Consider the following 24,300-nt stretch of genomic DNA (forward strand, 5'->3'; position numbering starts at 1 on the left):
TGTAATAGGGCTTTTTTATTAACGACAAAGGTCTTTTATCCGTTCGGGATGGGTCATACATTTAAACGAATCAGGGCGTAACACATTACATAGGGTAATATTGTATTGTTCAGCTAACGCAATACCTAAGGCTGTTGGCATTGCTCGAGAACACATGATAGGAACTCCAATGCGATTGACTTTCTTTATAACGGATTGAGGTACACGGCCACTAAAGATTAAAATTTTATCAGACGTATCAATTTGTTTAGTTACGATAATACCTAATAAACGATCTAGTACATTATGACGACCTACGTCTTCGGCATAGGCAATCACTTCACCATCTTTCACGATAGCACCTTCGTGAACACCATGAGAGGTATGATGCGCTTTGGTAATAGAATCCAATAGACCACCATAACTGCAAATTTCATCAGCTGTTACGGTGAAGGTATTATTTTTTTGAGGCCGTGAAGTGGGGGCCGCATCATGGAAATATTGAATATCATGAGAGAGGGTTACATCAATGCGATGAGTTTCACGATTCATAAAAATAGAAGCAATATCATCTGCATTTTCTACGTGCCCTTCCATGAGGCAATAACCGATAATTAAATCGCGAAAATCATGGGGCGAAGCAATTAAAGTAGAGATGAGCTTATTTTCTATATATAATTTGTAAGCCACTTCTTGTGAAATATCTAGCTGTTCTTGCTTAGCACCGTCACCTTGTCGATAGGAAATGCATTCATAATGATTAGTAGCTGATAGAGAGTACATAGGAAAACCTCCTTGCGTAAATCGCATTAATTTCTCATAAAAGTGTATATAAATACTATTCTCTACTAAAAATATAGGTTAATAAATATATTCTCATAATATCATGTAAAGCTAGTGTAGACAATTGTTAAATAGGAATACTTAAGAGGGAGTGACCTTAAAAATTGGTTGACGAATCTAAATTTATAAATATATAATAATTCAGTGATGCTATTTTAAGGTGACTTTTAAAAATAGCTTGGTATTATATATTATTTATGAAAAAATGTATGTTGGACAGTAGTCTAGTGTTAGTAAAGGAAGTGAAATATGCAAATCCTAAAAAAATTAAGCCTTGCCTCTTGGATTATAATTGGCTTATTAGCAGGTGTCCTTGTTGGTGGGGTAGCACCTGAGGTTGGTAAAGCCATGAAGCCATTAGGCGATGTATTTATTCGTATGATTAAGATGATTGTAGTCCCTTTAATTTTCAGCTCTTTAGTTATGGGGATTGCTGGTACTGGTGATTTCAAAAAGCTAGGACGATTAGGCGGTAAGGCCATTCTTTGGTTTGAATTTGCCACAACCTTAGCTCTTATTGTAGGTTTATTTGCGGTTAATGTGATGGAACCAGGTGTAGGTGTTGCGTTAACGCAAAATGGAGCTTCTGAAGTGGTTAATAAAGTCGCTTCAGCTCAAGGGGTAGACCATATTCAAATGTTGGTTAATATTGTACCAACGAATATTGTGGATGCCATGGGACGTGGCGATATGCTACAGATTATCTTTTTTAGTTGTTTGTTTGCTATTGCGGCAGCTAGTACTGGTAAAGATGGCCGTCAAATTATCGATCTGTCTAAGGACTTGGCACACATAATGTTCAAAGTGACTCATTATATTATGTATGTGTCGCCTATTGGTATCTTTGGCGCGATTGCCTATACTGTTGGTGAATTTGGCCTTGGCATGTTATTGCCATTGTTAAAACTTGTTTTATGTCTTTATGCAGCGTTAATTTTATTCTTAGTTATTGTTATTTCTATTGCTTCATTTTTGACAAAAACAAATTTATTCCCGCTGTTAAAAGTATTGAAAGAGCCATTAGTATTAGCCTTCTCTACAGCAGCGAGTGAAGCGGCTCTGCCAATTGCTATGGAAAAGCTAGAACGTGCGGGTTTACCTAAGCATATTGTAAGCTTTGTATTACCTTTAGGTTATACTTTTAACTTAGATGGCTCTACATTATATAGTGCGTTAGCCGTTGTATTTATTTCTCAAGTGTATGGCATTCCATTTCCTTTAGAACTTCAACTTTTGATGTTAGTAACCTTGATGTTGTCAACGAAGGGGATTGCTGCTGTGCCGGGGGCGTCCTTAATCGTTATTGCTGGTACGGCTGCAGCGTTTGGCTTGCCAGTTGAAGGGATTGCTATTATTCTTGGTGTTGATCGTATCCTAGATATGGCGCGTACCTTCTGTAATGTAACAGGTAACTGTGTAGCAGCCGCTGTTGTGGCACGTTGGGAAAATGAAATTTCGCCAGAAGAATTAACTAAGCGAATGAAAGAACCATTTACTGAGGAAGAATTGGAAGCTTTAGAATTCGAAGCTAAATAATTAATAGTTTTATAACGTAACAAAACCCCTAAGTGTGGAGACTTAGGGGTTTTGCCGTTTTGTAAAGAAGATGAAGTTTGTATAGAGTATCCTAAGAGGATATTTCAACATAGAGAACCTTAACAGCAGCATCCTCAAGGAATAAAGGAACCGTTTCCGTGCAATCGGATAAATAATATAATGTATCCGGTTGTATTTGGAGGTTACCTATTCGAGCCTTGGCAGAGGGTACAAAAGGTAAGTTGGGAACATAGATAAATCTATGTTCGTGAGGATTAAGTTGAGAAGAAGAAGTTAACACAGAGTAGTTAACCTTCATTCCTTGTTGGACCATAACATTAAAGTCAGTTGCTTTCCCCTTTGAAAAGGTGTGATAAGCACCATCGAAGTAAGCTTCTTCATACGGTTTTAAATGATATGTGTCTGCTGTTTCTTTAAAAGATAGGTATAATTGATTTGTTAGCGGAGTAATTAGACGGGTATACCCCGGAAGTAAGGTGAATTCAGATGATTCTACATCCACAGTTGCTGAGCTTATCCGAATAGCAAAATCTCTTCGTGCATAAGAGCTTTGCGGTGGATATATAAAGAACTCTGTTGTGGAGCCACCGGACCAGGTAGAAGTAGTCGCTTGGTGACGAGCAATCACTGTAATTTCCATAAAGCCTCCTATTGGGTACTTCATCTATTCGCTATATACACTATAAGTCAGCTACGTCTAAAAAGTGTCAAAAATCAAAAATTTTTTAAAATATAAAAAATTTGATGTTTTTTTGGTTATAGTTGATGTATATTGGACGTATAGAATTCATGTTTTGTTTTATAACATCATGATTATAGTGAGTTCATTTCAGAATGGAGGCAATCGTATGGCTAAGTTAGTTGAATTTGTTCCAAATTTTAGTGAAGGTCGCGATAAGGTAAAGGTTGAGAAAATTGTTGATGAAGCGCGCAAAATTAAAGATTTAAAAATTCTTGACTATTCAAGTGACGCTGATCACAACCGTTCCGTAGTGACCTTAATTGGTTCTCCAGAAGCTGTAACTGAAGCAGCGATTAATATGGCTAAAGTAGCTGTAGAATTAATTGATATGCGTACTCATGAAGGGGCTCATCCTCGTTTCGGTGCTGTTGACGTAGTTCCATTTACACCAATCTCTGAAGTAACAATGGAAGAATGTGTAGAAATTGCGAATACAGTTGGTAAAGCATATGGTGAAATGGGTATTCCTGTATACCTTTATGAAGATGCTTGTACTAAAGAAGATCGTCGTAATTTAGCGTCTGTTCGTAAAGGTCAGTATGAAGGTTTCTTTGAAAAAATTAAAGATGAAAACTGGAAACCTGATTATGGTCCAAGTGAAATGAATGAAAAATCTGGTTGCTCCGCTGTAGGCGCTCGTGTATCTTTGGTAGCATTTAATGTTAATTTGAACACTAGCGATTTAGCTGTAGCTGATGCGATTGCTAAGAAAATTCGTCATATTGGCGGTGGTTTACGTTATGTAAAAGCTATGGGCGTTATGTTAGAAGAACGTAATCAAGTACAAGTGTCCATGAACTTAGTAAACTACCAAAAATCCTCAGTATATCAAGCATTTGAAATGATTAAAATGGAAGCTAAACGCTATGGTGTATCCATTGTAGGTAGTGAAATTATTGGTACTGTACCAATGGCTGCATTAATGATGGCTGCAGAATATTATTTACAAGTAGAAAACTTTGATATTAATCAAATTTTAGAAAAACAATTATTAGACTAAGAGTAGACTAATTCACAATAAAACTGCTTATATTATCATATTAGGGTTTGATTTGATGCGTAAGTGCCGATTTAGGGTCGATTATAACGCCTATATGTGTAATAGGAGTTGAAAAAAGTGCATATTTAGTGTAAATTAGAATGTATAAAGTTATTTTTCAAACGCATATCAGCCCTATAGGAGGTGCATTCATGTTCAGTGATATTGAGATTGCGCAAGCGAATCAGATGGAACCAATTACTGCCATTGCCGAAAAATGCGGCATTTTGCCAGAAGAGTTGGAACAATATGGCCATTATAAAGCCAAAGTATCCTTAGATGTGTTAAAACGGTTACAAGACAAACCAGATGGTAAATTAGTGCTTGTTACAGCCATTACCCCAACACCAGCAGGGGAAGGTAAATCAACTACAAGTATTGGTTTAACCCAAGCGCTTAATAAAATTGGTAAAAATGCCATTGTAGCTTTGCGTGAACCATCTTTAGGGCCTGTGTTTGGGATTAAGGGTGGTGCTGCTGGTGGCGGCTATGCACAAGTTGTGCCAATGGATGATATTAACTTACATTTTACTGGTGATATGCATGCGATTACAGCGGCGAACAACTTATTATCGGCTATGATTGATAACCATATCCATCAGGGGAATGACCTTAATATTGATGTGCGTCAAATTACGTGGAAGCGCGTTATGGATATGAATGACCGTGCGTTACGTAATGTAGTTGTTGGCATGGGCGGTAAAGTATGTGGTTTCCCTCGTGAAGACCATTTTATGATTACTGTTGCGTCTGAAATTATGGCGGCTCTTTGTTTGGCAACTAGCATTGAAGACTTAAAAGAACGTTTTGGTCGTATCGTAATTGGTTGTAATTATGCAGGAGATCCAGTATATGTACATCAATTAGGCTGTGAAGGGGCTATGGCAATGCTCATGAAAGATGCTATTAAGCCTAACTTGGTACAGACTTTAGAACATACACCAGCCTTAGTACATGGTGGTCCTTTTGCTAATATTGCGCATGGTTGTAACTCTATTTTAGCAACTAAGATGGCTCTTAAATTAGGTGATATTGTTATTACTGAAGCGGGTTTTGGTGCTGATTTAGGGGCTGAAAAATTCCTTGATATTAAATGCCCATATGGCGATATTTTTCCGAAAGCAGTTGTTATCGTAGCGACTATCCGTGCATTAAAAATGCATGGTGGTGTTAAGAAAACTGAATTAGGTGAAGAAAATGTAGAGGCTGTTAATGCAGGTTTCGTAAATCTTGCTAAACAAGTGGAAAACATGCGGGCCTATGGCTTACCTGTATTGGTAGCTATCAACAAATTCTCCTCAGATACACCAGCTGAAATTGAAAAGTTATTACAAAAATGTGATAGCTATGGCGTGGATGTAACACTCAATGAATGTTGGGAAAAAGGTGGCGATGGTGGTATCGATATGGCTAAGCAAGTAGCGGCTATGGTAGAAGGTACTAATCTTAAACCAGTTACAATGTATGATAAAGAAGAGTCTATTCCTGAAAAATTGACTAAGATTGTACAAAAAATCTACGGTGGTACAGGTGTAGAGTTTACTGCTAATGCTAAAAAACAAATTAAGCAATTAGAAGAATGGGGTCTTGACAAATTACCAGTATGTATTGCTAAAACACAGTACTCTTTGAGCGATGATCCTGCCTTATTAGGGGCACCAAAAGGCTTTACTATTAATGTGCAAGATGTCCGTGTAGCTAATGGGGCTGGGTTTATTGTTTGTCAAACTAGCAATATTATGGTAATGCCTGGTTTACCTAAGAAACCAGCAGCTTTAAATATGGATATTGATGCAGATGGCAAGATTTCAGGTTTATTCTAGTTCGGTTATGGTAAACCACTAATTATAAAACACATTATAAAACATATCATAAAACATACTTCAATTATAGGAGGCACAATGGAATTAAAAGCATTATCCGTAGAAGGTTTTATTAATGAAACTGGTTCAAGTTCACCAGCTCCTGGTGGCGGTAGTGTAGCAGCCCTTAATGGTGCAGCGGCAGCTGCTTTGATTGAAATGGTAGCATCTTTGACCATTGGTAAAGAAAAATATGCAGCTGTAGAAGCTGAAATGAAAGACATTCAAGCTAAAGCACATGAAATGAAAGCACAATTCTTGGCATATATTGACGAAGATAGTGCAGCATTTAATAAAATTATGGATGCTTTCAAATTACCAAAAGAAAGTGACGAAGATAAAAAAGCTCGCTCCGCAGCGATTCAAGAAGCCACTAAAGGGGCCGCTTTGGTGCCATTTAAAATTGGCGAATTAGCGAATGAATTACTACCAATGGCAGCGACTGTTATTGAAAAAGGTAATCAAAACGCTATTACTGATGGTGCTGTAGCCACTATGAATGCACGTACTTCCGTGCATGGTGCATTCTTAAATGTAAAGATCAATTTGGGCAGCATTAAAGATGAAGCCTTTGTAGCTGATTTAACAGCTAAAATGGAAGCTATTGAAAATAGTGTCGATGAAAAAGAACAAGGCTTATTAAGTAAAGTTGTTTTATAATATATAAACCGTGTTGACAGTAAAACAGAGCAGGCATGTTGTGACTGCTCTGTTTTTTTCAGCATTTACTCTAAGGGCCAACAGTGGAATACATAGTAAGGTATACTTTTTATGACAAATGTTGTAGCCTGCAACTGTTTTTGATAAATATAATACAGTTATTATGCGCAAATGTAATTTTAATTATTACTATAATGGGTGTAAAATGATAGTAATGACATCAAAGCTTGATAGTTATGGCGTTCACGTTTGACAGATAGTATTTGATGTAACTTCAGGGATGAGGTAAGGTGTTGATAGCTTTTGTCAATGCTCTAATAGGTATTTAGTATTAAAGGAGTGAGTTCTCTTGTATAAAATTGTCAAAAAGGAAGTTTTACATGCTAATATGTATCAGTATGATATTTTAGCCCCCCGTTTGGCGGAATCTGCTTTGCCTGGTCAATTTGTTATTGTAAAACATGGTGAATACGGTGAACGTGTGCCATTGACTATTACTGACTATGACCGTGAAGCTGGTACTGTTAGTATAGTATTTCAGACTTTAGGTGACTCCACTCAAAAATTAGCTAAATTAGAAGAAGGGGACTTGCTTTCTGATTTTGTAGGTCCTTTAGGGAATCCAACTGATTTGGCAGAACTTTCTGATGAAGAATTAAAAGAAAAGAAAATATTATTCCTTTGCGGTGGGGTTGGAACGGCGCCTGTGTATCCGCAGGTTAAATATTTAAGATCTCGTGGCTGTAAAGCCGATGTGATTATAGGGGCTCGTAATAAAGATTTAATTATCTATGAAGAGCATATGCGTTCGGTAGCGGGTAATTTATATTTAGCGACTGATGATGGCTCTACGGGCTTTCATGGTAATGTAGTAGCTTGTATGAAGGATTTAATTGCCAAAGGTAAAGAATATAATCATATTGTTGCCATTGGTCCCATGATTATGATGAAATTTGCTACCTTAGCAGCTAAAGAATTGGGGATTCCGATTGTTGTGTCCTTAAATTCAATTATGGTTGATGGTACCGGTATGTGTGGTGCTTGCCGTGTTACTATTGGAGATGAAGTTAAGTTTACCTGCGTAGATGGTCCTGAATTTGATGGCTATTTAGTTGATTTTGATAATGCTATGCAACGTCAGACTATGTATAAATCGGAGGAAGGGCGTAAACTAATTCGTGAAATGGATAAAGCTCATCCTAATCCTGATTGTACTTGTAAAGCGGAGGATAGTGTTGAAACCACGGAATTGACAGATAAGAGTAAACGAATTCCAGTACGCGAGCAAGATCCAGCGGTGCGCGCTACTAACTTTGAAGAAGTATGTTATGGTTATAGTAAAACCGAAGCTATGCTGGAAGCTCAACGGTGTTTAGATTGCAAAGTACCTCGTTGCGTACAAGCTTGTCCAGTACATATTAATATTCCAGGCTTTATTCAAGCCTTAAAGCAAGGGAATATTGAAGAAGCGGGTCGTATTATAGCACAGCAAAGTGCTTTACCGGCTATTTGTGGTCGAGTGTGTCCACAAGAAGAACAATGCGAAGGCGCATGTGTTATGGGGATACGCAATGAAGCAGTAGCGATTGGTAAATTGGAGCGCTTTGTAGCGGATACCAATCTTCAAAATGGTGTAGTCTTTGGTGAAAAAGAGCCGGCTAAAGGTATTAAGGTGGCTGTTATTGGCTCTGGTCCAGCAGGGCTTAGTTGTGCCGGTGATTTAGCTAAGAAGGGCTATGAGGTAACAGTATTTGAGTCGTTGCATAAATTAGGTGGCGTATTAGCTTATGGCATCCCTGAGTTCCGTTTACCAAAAGACCGCATTGTAAATAAAGAAGTAGAAAATATTAAAAATTTAGGCGTTAAGTTTGAAACGGATGTAATTATTGGTCGTACCGTGACTATTGACGAATTGATGGATAAAGAAAACTTTAAAGCTGTATTCATTGGTTCTGGGGCAGGTTTACCTAAATTTATGCATATCCCTGGTGAATCTTCTAATGGTGTATTATCGGCTAATGAATTTTTAACGCGCGCCAATCTTATGAAATCCTATGATGATAGTTATGATACACCGATTGCTATTGGCAAAGTATGTGTTACTGTAGGGGCTGGTAATGTGGCTATGGACGCTGCGCGGACAGCGTTGCGTTTAGGCTCCGAGTCTAAGATTGTATATCGTCGTAGTGAAGATGAAATTCCAGCCCGTGCTGAAGAAGTGCATCATGCGAAGGAAGAAGGAGTTGAGTTTAACTTATTAACAAACCCAATTGAAATTCTTCATGATGATAAAGGTTGGGTAACAGGTGTTAAATGTATTAAGATGGAATTAGGTGAGCCTGATGCATCCGGTCGCCGTCGTCCACAAGAGGTTGTAGGCTCTGAATTTGTTATTCCATGTGATACAGTTATCATGTCTTTAGGAACTAATCCAAATCCATTGATTCGCTCCACTACAAAAGGGCTTGATACGCAATCGTGGGGTGGTATTATTGCCGAAGAAAGTACAGGCGCTACTTCACGGCCAGGCGTCTTTGCTGGTGGTGATGCAGTGACTGGGGCTGCGACTGTAATTTTAGCTATGGGTGCGGGTAAACAAGCTGCTACAGCGATTGATGAATATTTATCTAAATAAAATAGTTATTAAAATAATATTTCGGTGTTAAGAAATCGGCTTCTATCTTATGGGTAGAGGCTGATTTTTAATTTTCCGTTTTCTTCTGTAATGTAATCAAATAATTGGAGTTTGCTTTTGATTATAATTATGTATAAAAATCTTTCTTTGATGTGTCTAACAGTTATGTCTAATTGAATTAATGGCATTAATATATATAAATAAAAATCAATGTTAGAAATCAAGATAAATCGAATAGTGTTAGACGTTTTTCAGATGAGTAATGTATACAATAAATGTAATCAGTATAGTCTATACAATGCGTAAGCAAATATTGTAGTCATTTCAAAAGGGGTGGACCTATGAATAACAAAATTGTACAAGACGCTATGACCATTAAACTTGATTTTTCTCAAGGCTTACCGCCAAAGAAAACCTTTGAAGAAGGGATTCGACGGGCCCCTGATCGTGGTTTTCGTTTGACACCAGAACAGACGGAAGTGGCATTAAAAAATGCACTTCGCTATATTCCAGAAGAATATCATGATGAATTGATTCCTGAATTCTTAGAAGAATTGACTACACGAGGACGTATTTATGGGTATCGTTTCCGTCCAGAAGGTCGTTTATATGGCAAACCAATTGATGAATATAAAGGCAATTGTGTAGAAGGTAAAGCGTTCCAAGTTATGATTGATAATAACTTAGACTTTGAAGTTGCTTTATATCCATATGAACTCGTTACATATGGTGAAACTGGTAGCGTTTGCCATGACTGGATGCAATATTTATTAATTAAACGCTATTTAGAAGAAGTAACTCAAGATCAAACATTAGTTGTAGCTTCTGGACATCCTGTAGGTTTATTCAAATCTAAACCAGAAGCGCCACGCGTAATTATTACGAATGGTATGATGGTAGGTTTATTTGATAATCTTAAAGATTGGGAAATTGCTGAAGAAATGGGCGTTGCTAACTACGGTCAAATGACAGCGGGTGGCTGGATGTACATTGGCCCACAAGGTATTGTACACGGTACCTTTAATACCATTTTAAATGCGGGTCGTATGAAACTTGGTATCCCAGTAGATGGCGATTTAAGTGGCAAATTATTTGTTACATCTGGTCTTGGCGGTATGAGTGGTGCACAAGGTAAAGCGGCTGAAATTGCTAATTGTGTAGCTATTGTAGCTGAAGTTGACTACTCTCGTATTAAAACTCGTTTAGATCAAGGTTGGATTTCAGGCGTATCTGATTCTTTACCTGAAATTATTAAGATGGCGCAAGAGTCTATGGCCGCTAAAGAAGGTAAAGCTTATGCTTACCATGGCAATATTGTTGACCTATTAGAATATATTGCAGCTAATGATGTGCATGTAGATTTAATTTCTGACCAAACATCTTGCCATAATGTATATGATGGTGGTTATTGCCCACAAGGTATTTCCTTTGAAGAACGGACTCGTTTATTGGCAGAGGATCCAGCTAAATTCCGTAGTTTAGTTGATGAAACCTTGAAAGCTCATTTTGAAGCTTTAAAACAGTTAACTGGCAAAGGTATTTACTTCTTTGACTATGGTAATTCCTTTATGAAAGCTGTTTATGATGCGGGCGTAAAAGAAATTTCTAAAAATGGTATTGATGATAAAGATGGCTTCATTTGGCCAAGTTATGTAGAAGATATTATGGGGCCACATCTCTTTGACTATGGGTATGGTCCATTCCGCTGGGTTTGCTTAAGTGGTAAGCCAGAAGACTTACATAAAACAGACCAAGCAGCTATGGAATGTATTGAAGTAGATCGTCGTTACCAAGACCGCGATAATTATAACTGGATTCGTGATGCAGAAGAAAACAAGATGGTTGTTGGTACACAAGCTCGTATTTTATACCAAGATGAAGTTGGGCGTGTACGCATTGCTCTTCGTTTCAATGAATTAGTTCGTTTAGGTGAAATTGGCCCTGTTATGCTTGGTCGTGACCATCATGACGTATCTGGCACAGATTCCCCATTCCGTGAAACATCAAATATTAAAGATGGTTCTAATGTAATGGCTGATATGGCGATTCAAACATATGCAGGTAACGCAGCTCGTGGCATGAGTTTGATTGCTCTTCATAATGGTGGCGGCACTGGTATTGGTAAAGCTATCAATGGTGGTTTTGGTCTTGTGCTTGATGGTAGCCATCGTGTGGATGAAATTATTCGTTCTGCTATGTCTTGGGACGTAATTGGTGGTGTAGCTCGTCGTTCTTGGGCTCGTAATGAACATGCTATGGAAACTGCTGTGGAATTTAATAAAACACGAGCAGGGGTAGGCCATATTACAATTCCGTTTGTAGCTGATGATGCAAAAGTAAAAGCCGCTGTAGCTAAAGTATATCCCACTGCTAAAGTGATTAAAGACTAAGCTTACATTGTCTACTTATTAAATAGTTATGATTGACTCGCAACTATCATAACTACTCGCCAAAGTAGCAATTAAGTGATACACTAAAAATGTTAGCTCTAACAGCTAACGTTCTACTTAGTCATTAATGCTCGGTAGATACCGTTAGTCATATATAAATACAGCTCGGTAGGATTTAGACACGGTAGAAAAATTATATACTAAGTAGTTTATTATAATAGCAACCACTGTTAGGACTATTTAGCCTAGCAGTGGTTACTGTTCCATTTAAGGAGAGATATATGTCAGAACAATTACTAGTAAAAAATGCAGCTCAAGTAGTAACCCCATTAGGGCATACTGCTCTTAAAGGTACTGCTATGAAAGATGTTCGTATTTATGAAAATACGTCAGTACTTATTGAAGATGGACGTATCAAAGCGATTGGTAATGACCCAAGTTGGGAAGCAAGCGTACCAGCAGATAAGCAAATTGATGCTACTGGAAAAACAGTTTTACCAGGTTTTGTAGATTCTCATACTCATTTTGTATTTGGTGGATATCGTGCTGATGAGTTCTTGTGGCGCATGGAAGGCATGACCTACATGGAAATCATGGAACGTGGTGGTGGCATTAATAATACAATGCAGGCTACTCGTAATGCATCGGCTGAGGAATTAATTGATCATAGCTTAGATATTTTAAATAAAATGTTGGCCTTTGGTATTACTACGGTAGAAGGTAAAAGTGGTTATGGTATGGACCATGATACTGAAATTCGCCAGTTGGAAGTAATGAAAGAGCTTGAAAATCGTCAACCTGTTGAAATTGTGCGTACCTTTATGGGGGCTCACTCTATTCCACCTGAATTTAAAGGGCGGAATCAAGAATTTTTGCAATTCTTAGTTGATGAGGTAATGCCAGAAGTAAAACAAAAAGATTTAGCACAATTCTGTGATATTTTCTGTGAAAAAGGTGTATTCTCTATTGAAGAGAGTCGTCAGTTCTTGCAACAAGCTAAAAATATGGGGTTCGATTTGAAAATTCACGCCGATGAAATTGTAACCTTAGGTGGTGCTGAATTAGGTGCTGAACTAGGATGTCATTCGGCGGATCACTTATTGCATGCTTCTGATGAAGGTGTCAAGGCGTTAGCGAACAGTGATACAGTGGCAACTTTATTGCCGACAACCGCATTCTGTTTAAAAGAACAATTTGCACCAGCTCGTAAAATGATTGATGCAGGCTGTGCCGTAGCATTAGCAACTGATTTTAATCCAGGCAGTGGTTTTACAAATTCTGTACCACTTATGATTGCTCTTGGAGTTATTTATATGGGGATGACAGCGGAAGAAGCGATTACAGCACTTACCCTAAATGGGGCAGCTGCTGTAGGACGGGCGGATCAGATTGGTTCCATTGAAGAGGGAAAACAAGCTGACATTGTGATTCTTCAATATCCTTCCTATAAATTCTTGCCATACCATACGGGTGTGAATATTGTGGAAACTGTTATTAAAAAAGGTAAAGTAGTACATCAAGCGTAGGTTTGATGAGTAAAATTGAATTTATGATTTTATAGTGCCAAAGGCTTTATTGCTTTTGGCACTTTTTTTATATTTTTATTTAGTTTATTCACACTGTCAGTGCGAGTTCATACCATTAGTGCGATTTGGCAGGAGTTAAAAATTTTTTCGAGAATTCTTCGTTAGCAGTGATTTTTAAAGGTGTATGTATGATATTTGAAATAGGTTGAGTTGTAAGTTGCTTTTATAGAGTTGATATTTTTGGTAGACGACAGGGAGGTGTTGTTATTTTTATGTTTCAAGTAGAATTTGAGCTAGATGCCATTATTCATGAGGCAATGGTGGCAAAAGCTAGTGATATTCATTTTGATGCGATAAAAGAGGGGATTTTAATTCGTTTTCGTATTGATGGAGTATTGGAAGCGTATCGAACTATAACTGGTCGTGAAGCGGAACAAGTTATAAATCGTATTAAAATTTTAAGTGGCCTAGATATTAGTGAAAAGCGTTTGCCTCAAGATGGTCGTTGGTGTTGGCATGATTCATCCATTGTAGATAAATCGAGAAGTCTTACTAGTGTAGATGTGGAGAAAGTGGGAGGTGCTACCAATAATTCTAAAATAGTATCTGCTAAGGAAGTGTTACTTAGGGTGTCTTCGTTGCCGGCAATTTATGGCGAAACGATTGTATGTCGTATTGTAGGGAATGAAAATTGTTATAAGAGTTTAGCTGAATTAGGCATGTCAGCAGAGGTGCGAGAAGCTGTTGGAGAAATTTTACAACGGCCGTATGGTTTGTTTTTGATTTCGGGCCCTACTGGATCGGGTAAAACGAGTACTTTATATGCATTGCTCAGATTATTGGATACTAAGGCTGAGAATGTTATTTCCTTAGAAAATCCTGTAGAAGCAGATATTCCTGGGGCTATTCAAGTACAGATTAATCCTAAAGCTGGGTTGACATTTCCTAGAGCTTTGCGGGCTGTATTGCGACAAGATCCGGATACGATTATGGTTGGTGAAATTCGTGATACAGAAACCGCAGAATTGGCTGTTCAAGCAGCGCTTACGGGGCATCGTGTACTGGCGACTATTCATACGAATACTGCTCTTGGTGTGAGGGAACGTTTGCTAGATATGGGTATTGAAGATTATTTATTAAAGGCAACTTTATTAGGGGCTTTAGCTCAGCGGTTGGTACGCCGAGTTACTACCACGGGTACTCATGGACGTTTAGCTTTATATGAATTATGGTCGGTACCAGCTAATTTAAGTAGTTGGAATACAGACACTTTAGCAAGATATGTAAAACCAACATTACAAACATCAGCTAAGACTGTTGTACAACAGGGCTTAACTACGCAACAAGCCATTCTTCAAAGTGGAATTTGTATAGACATATAGTTAGATACGAATTCTTTCAGTGTGAATAAGTTAAATATTGTGAGTAGTAGAAAATTATGAATACATAGAATGTTGTGAATAAGCAGAGCATACGGATAGTAAGGGATGAGCGGATGAAGTTAGTTGAATTATTAAATAAGGCTATAGCCATAGGGGCTACCGATATTCATTTGGAAACGGGAAAAGAGCCTTATTTTCGATTAGGTCGTGACCTACAAGTAGGTGAAAATAGTAGTGTTTCGAGTTGTGTATTTGATGAGATTCAGTTTGCTTGTGAACGGGGGGAGCTAAAGAATGAAGATGACTTAATGAGTGATAAGGGATTGACGAAATCTAAATCAAAAGATAGTGCTTTTACCTTTCAAACAGTTCGTGTTCGCGTTCATTTATATAAGTCACAACAGACAATGTGTGGCACTTTGCGTATTTTATATAATCAATCTTTAGCGTTACCTAAAGGCGAAGCAGGTAAATTATTGCATCATATAGTGAAATTACAAGAAGGGTTAGTTCTCATTACAGGGGCTACAGGCTCTGGCAAAAGCTATACATTAGCATCTTGCTTGGCGTGTATTAATGAGGAAGCTCATAAACATATTATTACATTAGAAGATCCTATTGAATTTACGTTTCACAATAAAGGAAGTTTAATCCATCAGCGACAGTTGGGGCAAGATATGGTTTCTATGGCAGAAGGTGTACGTGATGCACTTCGGGAAGATCCAGATGTGATTATGATTGGGGAATTGCGGGATAGAGAAACATTGGAGGCGGCTTTACATGCAGCTGAAACAGGGCATTTAGTATTTGCTACCTTGCATACGCAGCGGGCTGTTATGGCTATTAATCGAATGATATCTGTATTTCCAGCGGAACAACAAGAAGAGGTGCGTGCTCAGTTATCGCAAGTCTTGCGTGCTGTATTGTGTCAACGTTTAATTCGTATAGACAATCAATTTATTGTGGCGCGGGATATTTTATTGAATACGCCAGCAGTAGCCAATTTAATTAGGCAACGCAAGGAACCTCAAATTGTTTCTATTCAAGAAACGCAGCCGCCGATGCAAACGATGGAAATGGCAGTGGCAGCGCTTGAAAAAGAGTGGGGTTCTCGTCCTGAATTTAAGGAGGTATTGGAACAGAGTTATGAAATGTTATAGTTATCGCGCCTTCGATGCAAAGGGGGTGATACAAGAAGATACCATGTGGGCAGAAGTTAGCGAAGAAGTCGTGCAAAAGTTGCGACATAGAGGTTTTCAGATTTTATCATTGCATATTATTAAGGAAACAAAGTCAGGTAATAAAAAGTGGGCTTATAAGGATATTGTAGAGTTTTCTTATCGCATGTCACTTTTATTAGAGGCGGGGATTTCTATACGTCGTGTTATGCAATTTTTGAGTGATAAGCCGACAAAGCGAATTCCTTATAAGGCTATTAATGAAGCGGTTCAGCGGGGGCATGTATTATCCGAAGTATTGGGACAGTTAGGATTTCCTGCCATAGGTTGTGCTTTATTACAAGCTGGTGAAGCGGCAGGGACTTTAGGCAATAGCTTTGGACAGATTAAAGGGTATTATGAGAAACAAATGGTTTGGCAACGCCAAATTAGTAGTGCAGCAGCGTATCCTTTGTTTTTACTAGGCCTAATGTTGCTATTTATTGGCGTAGCTGTAGGTTTTATTTTACCGGCCTTTAAAAAAGTGTTTATGTCCATGCAAGTACCATTACCGTGGTTGACAAAATTACTATTTAGTTTTGGTGATTTTGTTACGCTTCATGCAGGGCTTTGTAGTGCATTGTTATTAAGTGTAGGGACTTTTATATGGTGGCTCTGGCAACAATCGAAGTTTCGTTTTAAAATATTGCGAAAGTTTTGGCAATGTGGCAGTGGTCACGAATGGTTTGATTGTTTTTATTTAGCTAGGCTTACAAAGGTATGGGCTATTTTACTAGATAGTGGTTTGACGATTACAGAAATGCTCAACTTAACAGGTTCACTTTGGGGAAATCTGTATGCAGAACAATTACAGCATAGGGTATGTGAAGAAATTAGTCATGGCCGTACATTGGGGGAATCTTTGAAAGAAGTTAAGCTGGGTAATGAATTTTTATGGGAGTTAGTGATGATTGGGGAAGAAACAGGGGATATGGGCGACATGTTACATCATGGCGCTACGTATTATGAACAATTGACTAATCGCTATATGAATAAACTACAACAAATGTTAGAACCTATCATGGTATCTCTTATGGGGATAGGGGTAGCTATTTTAGTAATTGCTGTTATGTTACCAATGTTTAATGCTGTGACAGCAATGCAAAATGTATAAAAATATTAGGTTAAGAAAGGATTGTTAGTTATGGGAACAATATCTATGATGTCAATTACAGAACGTGTGAAACAATGGGTGATGGCGTATCGTAAAGCTATACAAATGAAGCGCAAGAAACAAGGTGGTTTTACATTAGTTGAATTAATGGTAGTAGTTGCTATTATTGCAATTTTAGCAGCAGTTGCAATGCCACAATTTTTATCGGCTGGTGATAAGGCGCGAGATGCTAAAATCAAAGCTGATACACAAACGATTGCTAATGCAGCTCAGCTTTATATGGTAGATAAATCAACTAATCAAGTACCATCAGTTGATGATTTATATAAAGCTGGTTATTTATCTGAAGCCGTTAAAACACCTAAAGGTGGTGAATATACAGTTACTTCTGAAAGCAATGGAGGCGGAGCTGGTAGCCATATTGTAGTAACAGCTTCGGACAGTGTTAGTGAAACTAATTAAAGAATATTATTAAATAATTAAAACATATAGATTTAGAATATATGGTTATTTATATTCACTTATTAAATGTATAGGTTACATCTATTTATAAATATCTATAGGTTTTAAGCAGGCCTGTCATTGTATAAAAGGGACGTTGTGGTTAGTATATGTGGTTTCAAATTAGTATTGGCAGTATATGTGGCCTATTAGCAGGTATGGGTAGTTTCTATCTCTTAAGGGAATTTATTGTAGGACGAGAACGGCGTTCTGATAAGTTTTATCTACTTTGTGTATGTATAGGTTTACTAGTTGGATTAAGTGGTGCATATTTTATGAAATCTTTAAGTGAGTTATTTTTAACCATAATCTTCGGAGTTACTCTTTTTATAGGCGCTACCATCGACAAGCAGTATCTGATTCTTCCTGATGAAGGTGCTATTTTATTGTCTATAAGTGGGTTAGGTCGAATATGGCTAATAAATGGAGCTTGGAAGAGTGTAATAATTTCAGCAGCCTTAGTTTGGTTAGGTGGTTTCTTACTTCGAAAAGTATCAAATGAAGGGTTAGGATTAGGTGATATAAAATGGTGCAGTACATTTGCTTTATGGTTATCACCAGTAGCTCTTTGGTATGCAATAGTATTGGCTTTTATTAGTGGTACCTGTTGGCTTCTTATGTATTGGCTATTAACTAGAAAAAAACTATATATACTACCCTTTGGTCCTTTTTTATGTATGGCTGCTTGGTGTTTGTATATTTGGGAGCAGGGAGGTGGCCAGATATTGATTTACTAACTAGAAGAAAAAAGATAGGCCATAAATATAGTGTATTTAAACAATCTCAACAAGGCTTTTTATTAGTTGAAGTTTTAATTTATTTAACATTGCTCGGTTTACTACTTAGTATGGCTCATTTAGCTTTATCTCCTAACTTGAGTGAGACAAGGCGTTTTGATGAGGTGAGTCGACAGTTTTACTATACATTAAAACGAATGCAGTTTATATCTTTTAATGGCAGTACAGGGGCTATAATAAGTCCGGTAAATACAATGTATATTAGGCCAGATGAATATAGTAGTAATTTATATGGCGAACTTTGGGGGACGCAGTATATACATTTACCGAATACTATGAAACTTGTTAATAATTCAAGATTACAGCAAGCGGTATACCTAGGTAGTTATGATGGTCAAAATGACGTATTTAGTTATGAACTTTATGATTATCCATTGCACTTATATCGTAAATTTATTTTTTCACAGCAAACACCTCGTATTAGATGGGTGGAGGGGAGTTTTTGACTATGACAGTGCGGTGTATTAGGGAATTATTTAGCAAATTGGATATGCGCAAAGCAGATTATAAAGAAGATCATAGAGAAGATTATAGAGCCGGTTATCTCTATGCCGAAGCCTTAGGCGGTACTGTAATTACAGTATTATTTATTTTAACGATTACTGCATTGATGGGGTCTTTGATAATGCAATGGCGTAAAGCTAATATACAACAACAATTGATTCAAGTAGCTATAACAGCTATGGAAGAGGGAAAATATAATTATCAACATACAGGCACATTAGGGCATATACCAAAGGTAGAAGTTCCTTATAGATTGGAACGTACAGTTCATAGTACGACAGCGCATGATATGGAGGTTAAAGAATTAGAGGTTATAGGATATTATGAACAACAGGAATTGGTTCATTTCAAAACATATATCTGGGAAGGGATTTCTGATTAGAATAAATCGTCATGCACGATATTATGGGAACCGTGCTAGCGGTTTTTTATTAGCTGAGTTACTTATAAGTTCTACTATTATTTGTATGGCTTTATTAGCGTTACTAAGTCTTATGGGAACATCAGTAAAATGGTGGCAACAATGGCAAATTAGTAATGAAGTATATTTAGATGCAACAACAACTCGTTTGACAATTGCTAATTATACGAAGCAAAGTCCAAAACAAATGACGGTAAGTCGTATGGGCAATTATGTATTGCAAGATGGTTTTAGACAATATGGCATTGTTGGTGGCGAAGCCAGCCGTATTTTGAGTGATGGTCAGGCACAAGCTATTTCATCATCTTCCTTAAGCCCACAATGGGGTGAGCTGATTGTGGCACCCATAAAAGGAATGCCCCCTTTTTCTCAACTTATGAAAAAAGGACCTATTCGAATGAGTTGGCGAACTCGTGTAGATGGGCGTGCTAATGCTATTAGAGGTAGTGATTATGAGAAAATTACTGATGTTGTCATATATCCTAATATATTTTACTTTGGCTTTTCAAAGGAGAACTTTTAAGATTATATTTTGGTGAATGTGTAGTTTAGAAACGGGATGGACGTAGCCTTATGAAATACTTAGGCTGTGATTTACATGTGAATGAACGTGGATTTTTTACATATATAGCTTTAATTTTAGGGACTATTTTATTATTATTTTGGAGCGCTATTAGTACGACTATGCATACAGTAGTGAGTATGACTCATGATGAAATAGGCTTAACTACTATGAATTATTATGCGGAAGGTATCATTGGTTGTTTGTTGCGGACTTATAGTGAGCAAGGAATAACTATGCCTACGGGGCGTGAAGTAATATATGAGCAGTCTGAACAAAGTGTTGTTATTTATATTTTGACACCACCTAGTCCCCTTAACCAAAAAGGGGATTTTAGAGTCGCATATCGTAATAAATTGACGGGACAACAAGTGAGATACTATGTAGTATTTAGAGAAGAAAATAAATCCTTAGAAGATAGAGGGGGCGCTTCACATAAGGAGAATATGTATGGTGTAGGGGATAAGAAAACGTTGATTGTGGAGCGAGTTTCACGGATTCAATAAGTGTAGAAGGGATACAGAAAATAATATGAAATCAGAATTTATTGGCATCGTTATAGGTATTACGCAAATGGTTGCCATTAAGATGGAGAAGACAAAAACTGGTGCGGTGATTAATGATAGTATTGTTGTAGAACGACAAGGTAGTTTGTTTGAAGATTGTAAACGGTTAATTAAGACCTACTCTTTGGAGGGCGTAGCAATGGGGATTGTAGCATTGGACGAACGACAAGATAAGATCATGATTTTGCCTCGATTACCACGAATTGAAGTCGCTGAAATGTTGCGTTGGACAGTACCTGAATTTGTTACTTGGCCAGAAGATTCTTATTATTATGATTTTGTTTTAGAGGATATGCCCTCAGAGGCTGTGGATGCAGCAGAACAGCAATTACTCTACGTAGTAGCACTTAAAAAGCAACATATTACAGATTTAGCTACAGGCGCATTAAAAGGTGGTGGTAATTTGAAGATTATTGATGCGGCGCCAGCTCCATTAACTCGTCGTTTTGTAGAAAAGAACGGCGCTGTTATAGGCATTGTAAGTGAAAATACAATTGAATTTACTGGTTGGTACAATGGTCTTTGTATGAGTACCTATTCAGTCTCCCTTGATATGCAGGCTATAACCTCTGCTTTAGATGAAATAGAAGTAGATTTCTATAGCTATGGTATACAGGGAATTGCAGGCGTTCAAATCTATGAAGATGATTATAAACCGATGAAAATTGAAACGACTGTGGATTACCCTGAACTGAACAGGGGTATGACAAATTCGTCCAAACTAGAGTTAGGTGAGATAAATCCGATGGAAAAAGAGATGGCAGCAAGGGAGGAAACAGTTGAACCTTTGCAGTGGGAGCTTATATATGAAAAATATGGACGTTTGACGCCGATTCCTTTTGAAGAGGACCTTATGTTAAATACAGTAGCTAGTAAACAGACTAGAGCTATTGCAAAACCAGTATTATGGGATATGGCCTTAGGTCTTGCTTATCGAGGTGTTATAGGGGCAAAAAGGTAGCTTTTTTATTATGGGAAGTGATAATAGCTATATATAAAGGCATGATTCTGGAAGATCGTTAAGGGCATTAGAAAGGTAGTTAAGCATTGTATGAATTTTATGACATGGTCTATGAGATTAGAATATATATGTAAACTACATAAAAGTCGGTTAATAGGAGGAATAGTATTTCTGTTATTATTGCCGATAATTTGTTGGAGTTTAGTTTTTTATTGGTATATGGGAAATTGTGAACTTGAGGCTAGTACACAAAAATTAGTTGAAATGGGTCAATCTAATCACGAAGCTGTAACTTCATATAATGCACGTCTTAAACGTTTAATGGCGAAGGATTTAAGTCATACTACAGAAGCAAGTATGTTAGTGCATATGGTAGATTGTGCTAACTCTCACATAGTTTTAGATACGATTACATTTACGGATACAGGATTTACTATTACAGGTATTAGTACAACTCCAGAAGTCGTATTGGCATATAGTCAAAAATTAAAGAGTGTATTAAGGGGAGTGACAATTAATGAGAAGCAAGGCATTGATGCAACTCGTAAAGTTCATACGTTTCAGTTATCAGGACGCTATGGCAAGAATGACGATTCCAAGAAAGCTGATAATAAAACTAATAAGTAGTTATTGCTTTATTACAATCCTAGGTGCTGTGCTTGCTTTTTGGTTTCATAGTGAACAAGCAATGTTGGTGGCCGCTCAAGAAGAACAGTCTTTGCAAAATGAAGGAGATTCAGTAGTAGTAGCAAGTCCGGCCTATGAACTAATTACGTCAACTGATAATGAGATTTCAGAAGGAAGTCATTTAAAAGATGTAATTATGCAAATAATCGGGAGTAAAGCTTTGACAATTATAGCGATGGAAGAACAAGAGACGAAACGGGGTAATCAGTTGAATATAGAAGTAAATGGAGCATTGCAGGACTATTTTACTTTTACTACTGAATTGACAGAAGCTCATCCAACGCTTGAAATTAAGCCGAAGGAATTGAAAAAAGAGAATGGGCAGTTGCATATTTTATTTACTGTGTCCAGCAGATTTTTATAGTATGTGGGCGATGAGAGATCGATAATTTAATTGTGATTTTAGAATATATAAAAAATATGACAAAAAATATACATGAAATATGACAAAAGAAGAATTAGATATAGAAATTGTTAACATTGAATTTAAAGAAAAAAAGTTTCTTAATCAAGAAAAATAACCGCTTACTTTAGTAAGCGGTTATTTTGTATATGGGGTTATTTTGTATATATTGAGTTTTTATAGTTTCCTTAGTTTATCTTTTGTTAGGGCTTAAAGAACTAGTAAGTACTACAGAAATAGCATGTATTAGAGTAACGTATGTGCTGAATAATAAGTTAGGAAAATAGCGTAAATAGGCTAATTATAACTCTTAGTATAGGGCGAGTTAATTTTGAATTTTAAAAAATTATGTAGTAGAATAGAAACAAAGTACTATCATAGGTGAACTATGAGAATAAAAATTAGGCGGGATTACGTGATGAAGCGAAATATAATATTAATTGGCACTATGGGGAGCGGCAAAAGCCACTTAGGGCGCAATCTAGCAGAGGCAAAAGGTTGGCAATTTGTGGATACCGATCGATTGTTAGAGCGTCGCTATAATTTACCTATTGCTGATATTTACGAGAAACTAGGCGAGAAGATGTTCCGCCATGCGGAGCGAGAAATACTTAAAAAAGTGTGTATGTATCATGAGTCGGTCATTTCGGTAGGCGGTAATTTCCCCTTAGATGTACGTACGGTTCGTTATTTACAGCGGTATGCGTATATTATTGGCATTCGTGCTGCAGAATATCGTATTGTTAAGCGTGTGAATCGTCGCATTGGTAAACGACCAACTATGGATTATTCTGATGTGCCGGGTTTTGTAGAAACTATGATGCAACGTTGGAAGCCAGTATATAAGAAGTGTGACTGTGTCATTGATACGACCTACGGCCGTACCGAAAATTTGATTGAATTAATTCATGATATATTAGCACGGGAGGGCGTTATGTTTAAAAAACGTCGCCCTTATACGGGGGTAAAGGAACATGAAAAAAATAGCAATTCTGACGAGCGGCGGTGATGCACCGGGCATGAATGCAGCTGTGCGTGCATTAGTGCGTAAGGGGATTTATGAAGGCTTTGAAGTATATGGCATTAATCGAGGGTATGAAGGCCTCTTGAAAGGGGATTTTCAGCTATTAGATCGTCGAGATGTAGGGGCTATTGTTAATAAAGGTGGTACAATGCTAAAGACGGCTCGTTGCGTTGAGTTTTCAGAATTAGCGCAACAGCAAAAAGCGGCACAGATATTGCGTGAACACGCCATCGATGCTTTAGTCGTTATTGGTGGTGATGGCTCAATGGCGGGGGCCATGTCATTAGCTAAGCAAGGAATTCCGACTATTACGATTCCAGGTACTATTGATAATGACATGTGTGGTACAGAGTATACGATTGGCTTTGATACAGCCCTAAATACAGTGGTAGATGCAGTTAGTAAGATTCGTGATACTACGACGGCTCATGACCGTGTAGCTATTGTAGAAGTAATGGGGCGTCATGCCGGACACTTAGCAGTGCGTGCTGGTCTTGCCTGTGGGGCTGAATTGGTGCTTATTCCTGAAAAGCCTATGAGCTTAGATACTGTATGTAATCATCTTCGTGATTCTCATGCTTCCGGTAAAACAAATAGTATTATTATGGTAGCAGAAGGGGCGTATCATAGTTTTGAAGTATACGCATATATTAACAAAGTATTACAGATTTCCCCTAGTGTTACTGTATTGGGCTATTTACAACGTGGTGGTTCACCGTCAGCACGAGATGCTAGTATGGCGGCCTTAATGAGTGAACGTGCTATTGATGCCTTAAAGGTTGGTACTTATAATTGTTTAATAGGACTAACTGGGGCTGTGATTGAAGCTATACCCTATGAAGAGGCACAACGGCGACGTTATCCAATTAGTGATGAAGAATATGAATTGATTTCTGTGTTAGCTCGCTAATATAAATAATTTTTAGTG

General features: G+C 37.5%; 23 protein-coding genes. 21 read left to right on the top strand and 2 right to left on the bottom strand.

Going from position 1 to position 24,300, the window contains the following annotated elements:
- Positions 1–18: 18 nt before the first annotated feature.
- Positions 19–762 (bottom strand): formate dehydrogenase accessory sulfurtransferase FdhD, encoded by a 744-nt coding sequence (locus tag NFR44_RS00130; RefSeq protein WP_251439792.1) that lies wholly within the window; start codon positions 760–762, stop codon positions 19–21.
- Positions 763–1,071: 309 nt separating this feature from the next.
- On the opposite strand from NFR44_RS00130, the gene NFR44_RS00135 reads away from it, so the two are divergent.
- On the top strand, positions 1,072–2,358 hold the full coding sequence (locus NFR44_RS00135) for a dicarboxylate/amino acid:cation symporter (RefSeq protein WP_251439797.1): 1,287 nt from the start codon (positions 1,072–1,074) through the stop codon (positions 2,356–2,358).
- Positions 2,359–2,449: 91 nt separating this feature from the next.
- Here the strand turns inward: NFR44_RS00135 and NFR44_RS00140 are convergent, their stop codons facing one another.
- Entirely contained in the window at positions 2,450–3,019 is a 570-nt protein-coding gene (locus NFR44_RS00140; RefSeq protein ID WP_251439800.1) for a HutD family protein, read from the bottom strand.
- 208 nt (positions 3,020–3,227) lie between these two features.
- Here NFR44_RS00140 and ftcD point away from each other — a divergent pair, with 208 nt between their 5' ends.
- The 20 genes from ftcD to pfkA all read left to right on the top strand — a co-directional run bounded on the left by ftcD (position 3,228) and on the right by pfkA (position 24,282).
- Positions 3,228–4,121, top strand: coding sequence for a glutamate formimidoyltransferase (gene ftcD, locus NFR44_RS00145; protein WP_251439802.1), 894 nt, complete (start codon positions 3,228–3,230; stop codon positions 4,119–4,121).
- 191 nt (positions 4,122–4,312) lie between these two features.
- The gene (locus NFR44_RS00150) at positions 4,313–5,983 is read left to right on the top strand and encodes a formate--tetrahydrofolate ligase (RefSeq protein ID WP_251439805.1); all 1,671 of its coding nucleotides are present in this window, start codon (positions 4,313–4,315) and stop codon (positions 5,981–5,983) included.
- Positions 5,984–6,061: 78 nt separating this feature from the next.
- A complete protein-coding gene (locus NFR44_RS00155) occupies positions 6,062–6,682 on the top strand; it encodes a cyclodeaminase/cyclohydrolase family protein (RefSeq protein ID WP_251439808.1) in 621 nt (206 codons plus the stop codon).
- A gap of 349 nt (positions 6,683–7,031) precedes the next feature.
- Positions 7,032–9,317, top strand: coding sequence for a bifunctional dihydroorotate dehydrogenase B NAD binding subunit/NADPH-dependent glutamate synthase (locus NFR44_RS00160; protein ID WP_251439811.1), 2,286 nt, complete (start codon positions 7,032–7,034; stop codon positions 9,315–9,317).
- A gap of 341 nt (positions 9,318–9,658) precedes the next feature.
- Positions 9,659–11,707, top strand: a complete 2,049-nt coding sequence (gene hutU / locus NFR44_RS00165; RefSeq protein WP_251439814.1) for a urocanate hydratase — start codon at positions 9,659–9,661, stop codon at positions 11,705–11,707.
- 281 nt (positions 11,708–11,988) lie between these two features.
- Positions 11,989–13,233, top strand: coding sequence for an imidazolonepropionase (hutI, locus tag NFR44_RS00170; protein ID WP_251439817.1), 1,245 nt, complete (start codon positions 11,989–11,991; stop codon positions 13,231–13,233).
- A 272-nt stretch (positions 13,234–13,505) separates the two neighbouring features.
- Positions 13,506–14,615, top strand: a complete 1,110-nt coding sequence (locus tag NFR44_RS00175; protein ID WP_251439820.1) for a GspE/PulE family protein — start codon at positions 13,506–13,508, stop codon at positions 14,613–14,615.
- 113 nt (positions 14,616–14,728) lie between these two features.
- The gene (locus NFR44_RS00180; protein ID WP_251439823.1) at positions 14,729–15,775 is read left to right on the top strand and encodes a type IV pilus twitching motility protein PilT; all 1,047 of its coding nucleotides are present in this window, start codon (positions 14,729–14,731) and stop codon (positions 15,773–15,775) included.
- Positions 15,762–16,946, top strand: coding sequence for a type II secretion system F family protein (locus tag NFR44_RS00185; protein WP_251439825.1), 1,185 nt, complete (start codon positions 15,762–15,764; stop codon positions 16,944–16,946). Before NFR44_RS00180 ends, NFR44_RS00185 begins: the two co-directional genes overlap by 14 nt.
- A gap of 30 nt (positions 16,947–16,976) precedes the next feature.
- Positions 16,977–17,408, top strand: coding sequence for a competence type IV pilus major pilin ComGC (locus tag NFR44_RS00190; RefSeq protein WP_371875153.1), 432 nt, complete (start codon positions 16,977–16,979; stop codon positions 17,406–17,408).
- A gap of 149 nt (positions 17,409–17,557) precedes the next feature.
- Positions 17,558–18,184 (top strand): prepilin peptidase, encoded by a 627-nt coding sequence (locus NFR44_RS00195; RefSeq protein WP_251439827.1) that lies wholly within the window; start codon positions 17,558–17,560, stop codon positions 18,182–18,184.
- Positions 18,185–18,348: 164 nt separating this feature from the next.
- The gene (locus NFR44_RS00200; RefSeq protein ID WP_251439829.1) at positions 18,349–18,690 is read left to right on the top strand and encodes a hypothetical protein; all 342 of its coding nucleotides are present in this window, start codon (positions 18,349–18,351) and stop codon (positions 18,688–18,690) included.
- Positions 18,687–19,130 (top strand): hypothetical protein, encoded by a 444-nt coding sequence (locus NFR44_RS00205; protein WP_251439830.1) that lies wholly within the window; start codon positions 18,687–18,689, stop codon positions 19,128–19,130. Before NFR44_RS00200 ends, NFR44_RS00205 begins: the two co-directional genes overlap by 4 nt.
- Positions 19,131–19,215: 85 nt before the next feature.
- Entirely contained in the window at positions 19,216–19,692 is a 477-nt protein-coding gene (locus tag NFR44_RS00210) for a hypothetical protein (RefSeq protein ID WP_251439832.1), read from the top strand.
- A gap of 50 nt (positions 19,693–19,742) precedes the next feature.
- Entirely contained in the window at positions 19,743–20,237 is a 495-nt protein-coding gene (locus tag NFR44_RS00215) for a hypothetical protein (RefSeq protein WP_251439834.1), read from the top strand.
- A 25-nt stretch (positions 20,238–20,262) separates the two neighbouring features.
- Complete coding sequence (locus NFR44_RS00220) at positions 20,263–21,258, top strand: hypothetical protein (protein ID WP_251439836.1); 996 nt, start codon at positions 20,263–20,265, stop codon at positions 21,256–21,258.
- Positions 21,259–21,477: 219 nt separating this feature from the next.
- On the top strand, positions 21,478–21,885 hold the full coding sequence (locus NFR44_RS00225) for a PilN family protein (RefSeq protein ID WP_251439838.1): 408 nt from the start codon (positions 21,478–21,480) through the stop codon (positions 21,883–21,885).
- Positions 21,886–21,913: 28 nt separating this feature from the next.
- Positions 21,914–22,309: a hypothetical protein gene (locus NFR44_RS00230; RefSeq protein WP_251439840.1), complete on the top strand. Its 396-nt coding sequence runs from the start codon at positions 21,914–21,916 to the stop codon at positions 22,307–22,309.
- A 457-nt stretch (positions 22,310–22,766) separates the two neighbouring features.
- Positions 22,767–23,357, top strand: coding sequence for a shikimate kinase (locus NFR44_RS00235; protein WP_251439843.1), 591 nt, complete (start codon positions 22,767–22,769; stop codon positions 23,355–23,357).
- Positions 23,323–24,282: a 6-phosphofructokinase gene (pfkA, locus tag NFR44_RS00240; RefSeq protein ID WP_251439846.1), complete on the top strand. Its 960-nt coding sequence runs from the start codon at positions 23,323–23,325 to the stop codon at positions 24,280–24,282. The genes NFR44_RS00235 and pfkA overlap by 35 nt, the downstream gene beginning before the upstream one ends.
- The last annotated feature ends 18 nt before the right edge of the window (positions 24,283–24,300 follow it).

Origin of the sequence: Veillonella intestinalis, from assembly GCF_943193155.1 — a bacterium.
In the GTDB taxonomy this organism is placed as follows: Bacteria; Bacillota; Negativicutes; order Veillonellales; family Veillonellaceae; genus Veillonella_A; species Veillonella_A intestinalis.

What these genes read in the sequence shown, in the direction of transcription:
- NFR44_RS00130 (WP_251439792.1), bottom strand. Translation starts at nt 762, where the DNA reads ATGTACTCTCTATCAGCTACTAATCATTATGAATGCATTTCCTATCGA.
- NFR44_RS00135 (WP_251439797.1), top strand. Translation starts at nt 1,072, where the DNA reads ATGCAAATCCTAAAAAAATTAAGCCTTGCCTCTTGGATTATAATTGGC.
- NFR44_RS00140 (WP_251439800.1), bottom strand. Translation starts at nt 3,019, where the DNA reads ATGGAAATTACAGTGATTGCTCGTCACCAAGCGACTACTTCTACCTGG.
- ftcD (WP_251439802.1), top strand. Translation starts at nt 3,228, where the DNA reads ATGGCTAAGTTAGTTGAATTTGTTCCAAATTTTAGTGAAGGTCGCGAT.
- NFR44_RS00150 (WP_251439805.1), top strand. Translation starts at nt 4,313, where the DNA reads ATGTTCAGTGATATTGAGATTGCGCAAGCGAATCAGATGGAACCAATT.
- NFR44_RS00155 (WP_251439808.1), top strand. Translation starts at nt 6,062, where the DNA reads ATGGAATTAAAAGCATTATCCGTAGAAGGTTTTATTAATGAAACTGGT.
- hutU (WP_251439814.1), top strand. Translation starts at nt 9,659, where the DNA reads ATGAATAACAAAATTGTACAAGACGCTATGACCATTAAACTTGATTTT.
- hutI (WP_251439817.1), top strand. Translation starts at nt 11,989, where the DNA reads ATGTCAGAACAATTACTAGTAAAAAATGCAGCTCAAGTAGTAACCCCA.
- NFR44_RS00175 (WP_251439820.1), top strand. Translation starts at nt 13,506, where the DNA reads ATGTTTCAAGTAGAATTTGAGCTAGATGCCATTATTCATGAGGCAATG.
- NFR44_RS00180 (WP_251439823.1), top strand. Translation starts at nt 14,729, where the DNA reads ATGAAGTTAGTTGAATTATTAAATAAGGCTATAGCCATAGGGGCTACC.
- NFR44_RS00185 (WP_251439825.1), top strand. Translation starts at nt 15,762, where the DNA reads ATGAAATGTTATAGTTATCGCGCCTTCGATGCAAAGGGGGTGATACAA.
- NFR44_RS00190 (WP_371875153.1), top strand. Translation starts at nt 16,977, where the DNA reads ATGGGAACAATATCTATGATGTCAATTACAGAACGTGTGAAACAATGG.
- NFR44_RS00195 (WP_251439827.1), top strand. Translation starts at nt 17,558, where the DNA reads ATGTGGTTTCAAATTAGTATTGGCAGTATATGTGGCCTATTAGCAGGT.
- NFR44_RS00210 (WP_251439832.1), top strand. Translation starts at nt 19,216, where the DNA reads ATGGCTTTATTAGCGTTACTAAGTCTTATGGGAACATCAGTAAAATGG.
- NFR44_RS00215 (WP_251439834.1), top strand. Translation starts at nt 19,743, where the DNA reads ATGAAATACTTAGGCTGTGATTTACATGTGAATGAACGTGGATTTTTT.
- NFR44_RS00220 (WP_251439836.1), top strand. Translation starts at nt 20,263, where the DNA reads ATGAAATCAGAATTTATTGGCATCGTTATAGGTATTACGCAAATGGTT.
- NFR44_RS00225 (WP_251439838.1), top strand. Translation starts at nt 21,478, where the DNA reads ATGGGAAATTGTGAACTTGAGGCTAGTACACAAAAATTAGTTGAAATG.
- NFR44_RS00235 (WP_251439843.1), top strand. Translation starts at nt 22,767, where the DNA reads ATGAAGCGAAATATAATATTAATTGGCACTATGGGGAGCGGCAAAAGC.
- pfkA (WP_251439846.1), top strand. Translation starts at nt 23,323, where the DNA reads ATGAAAAAAATAGCAATTCTGACGAGCGGCGGTGATGCACCGGGCATG.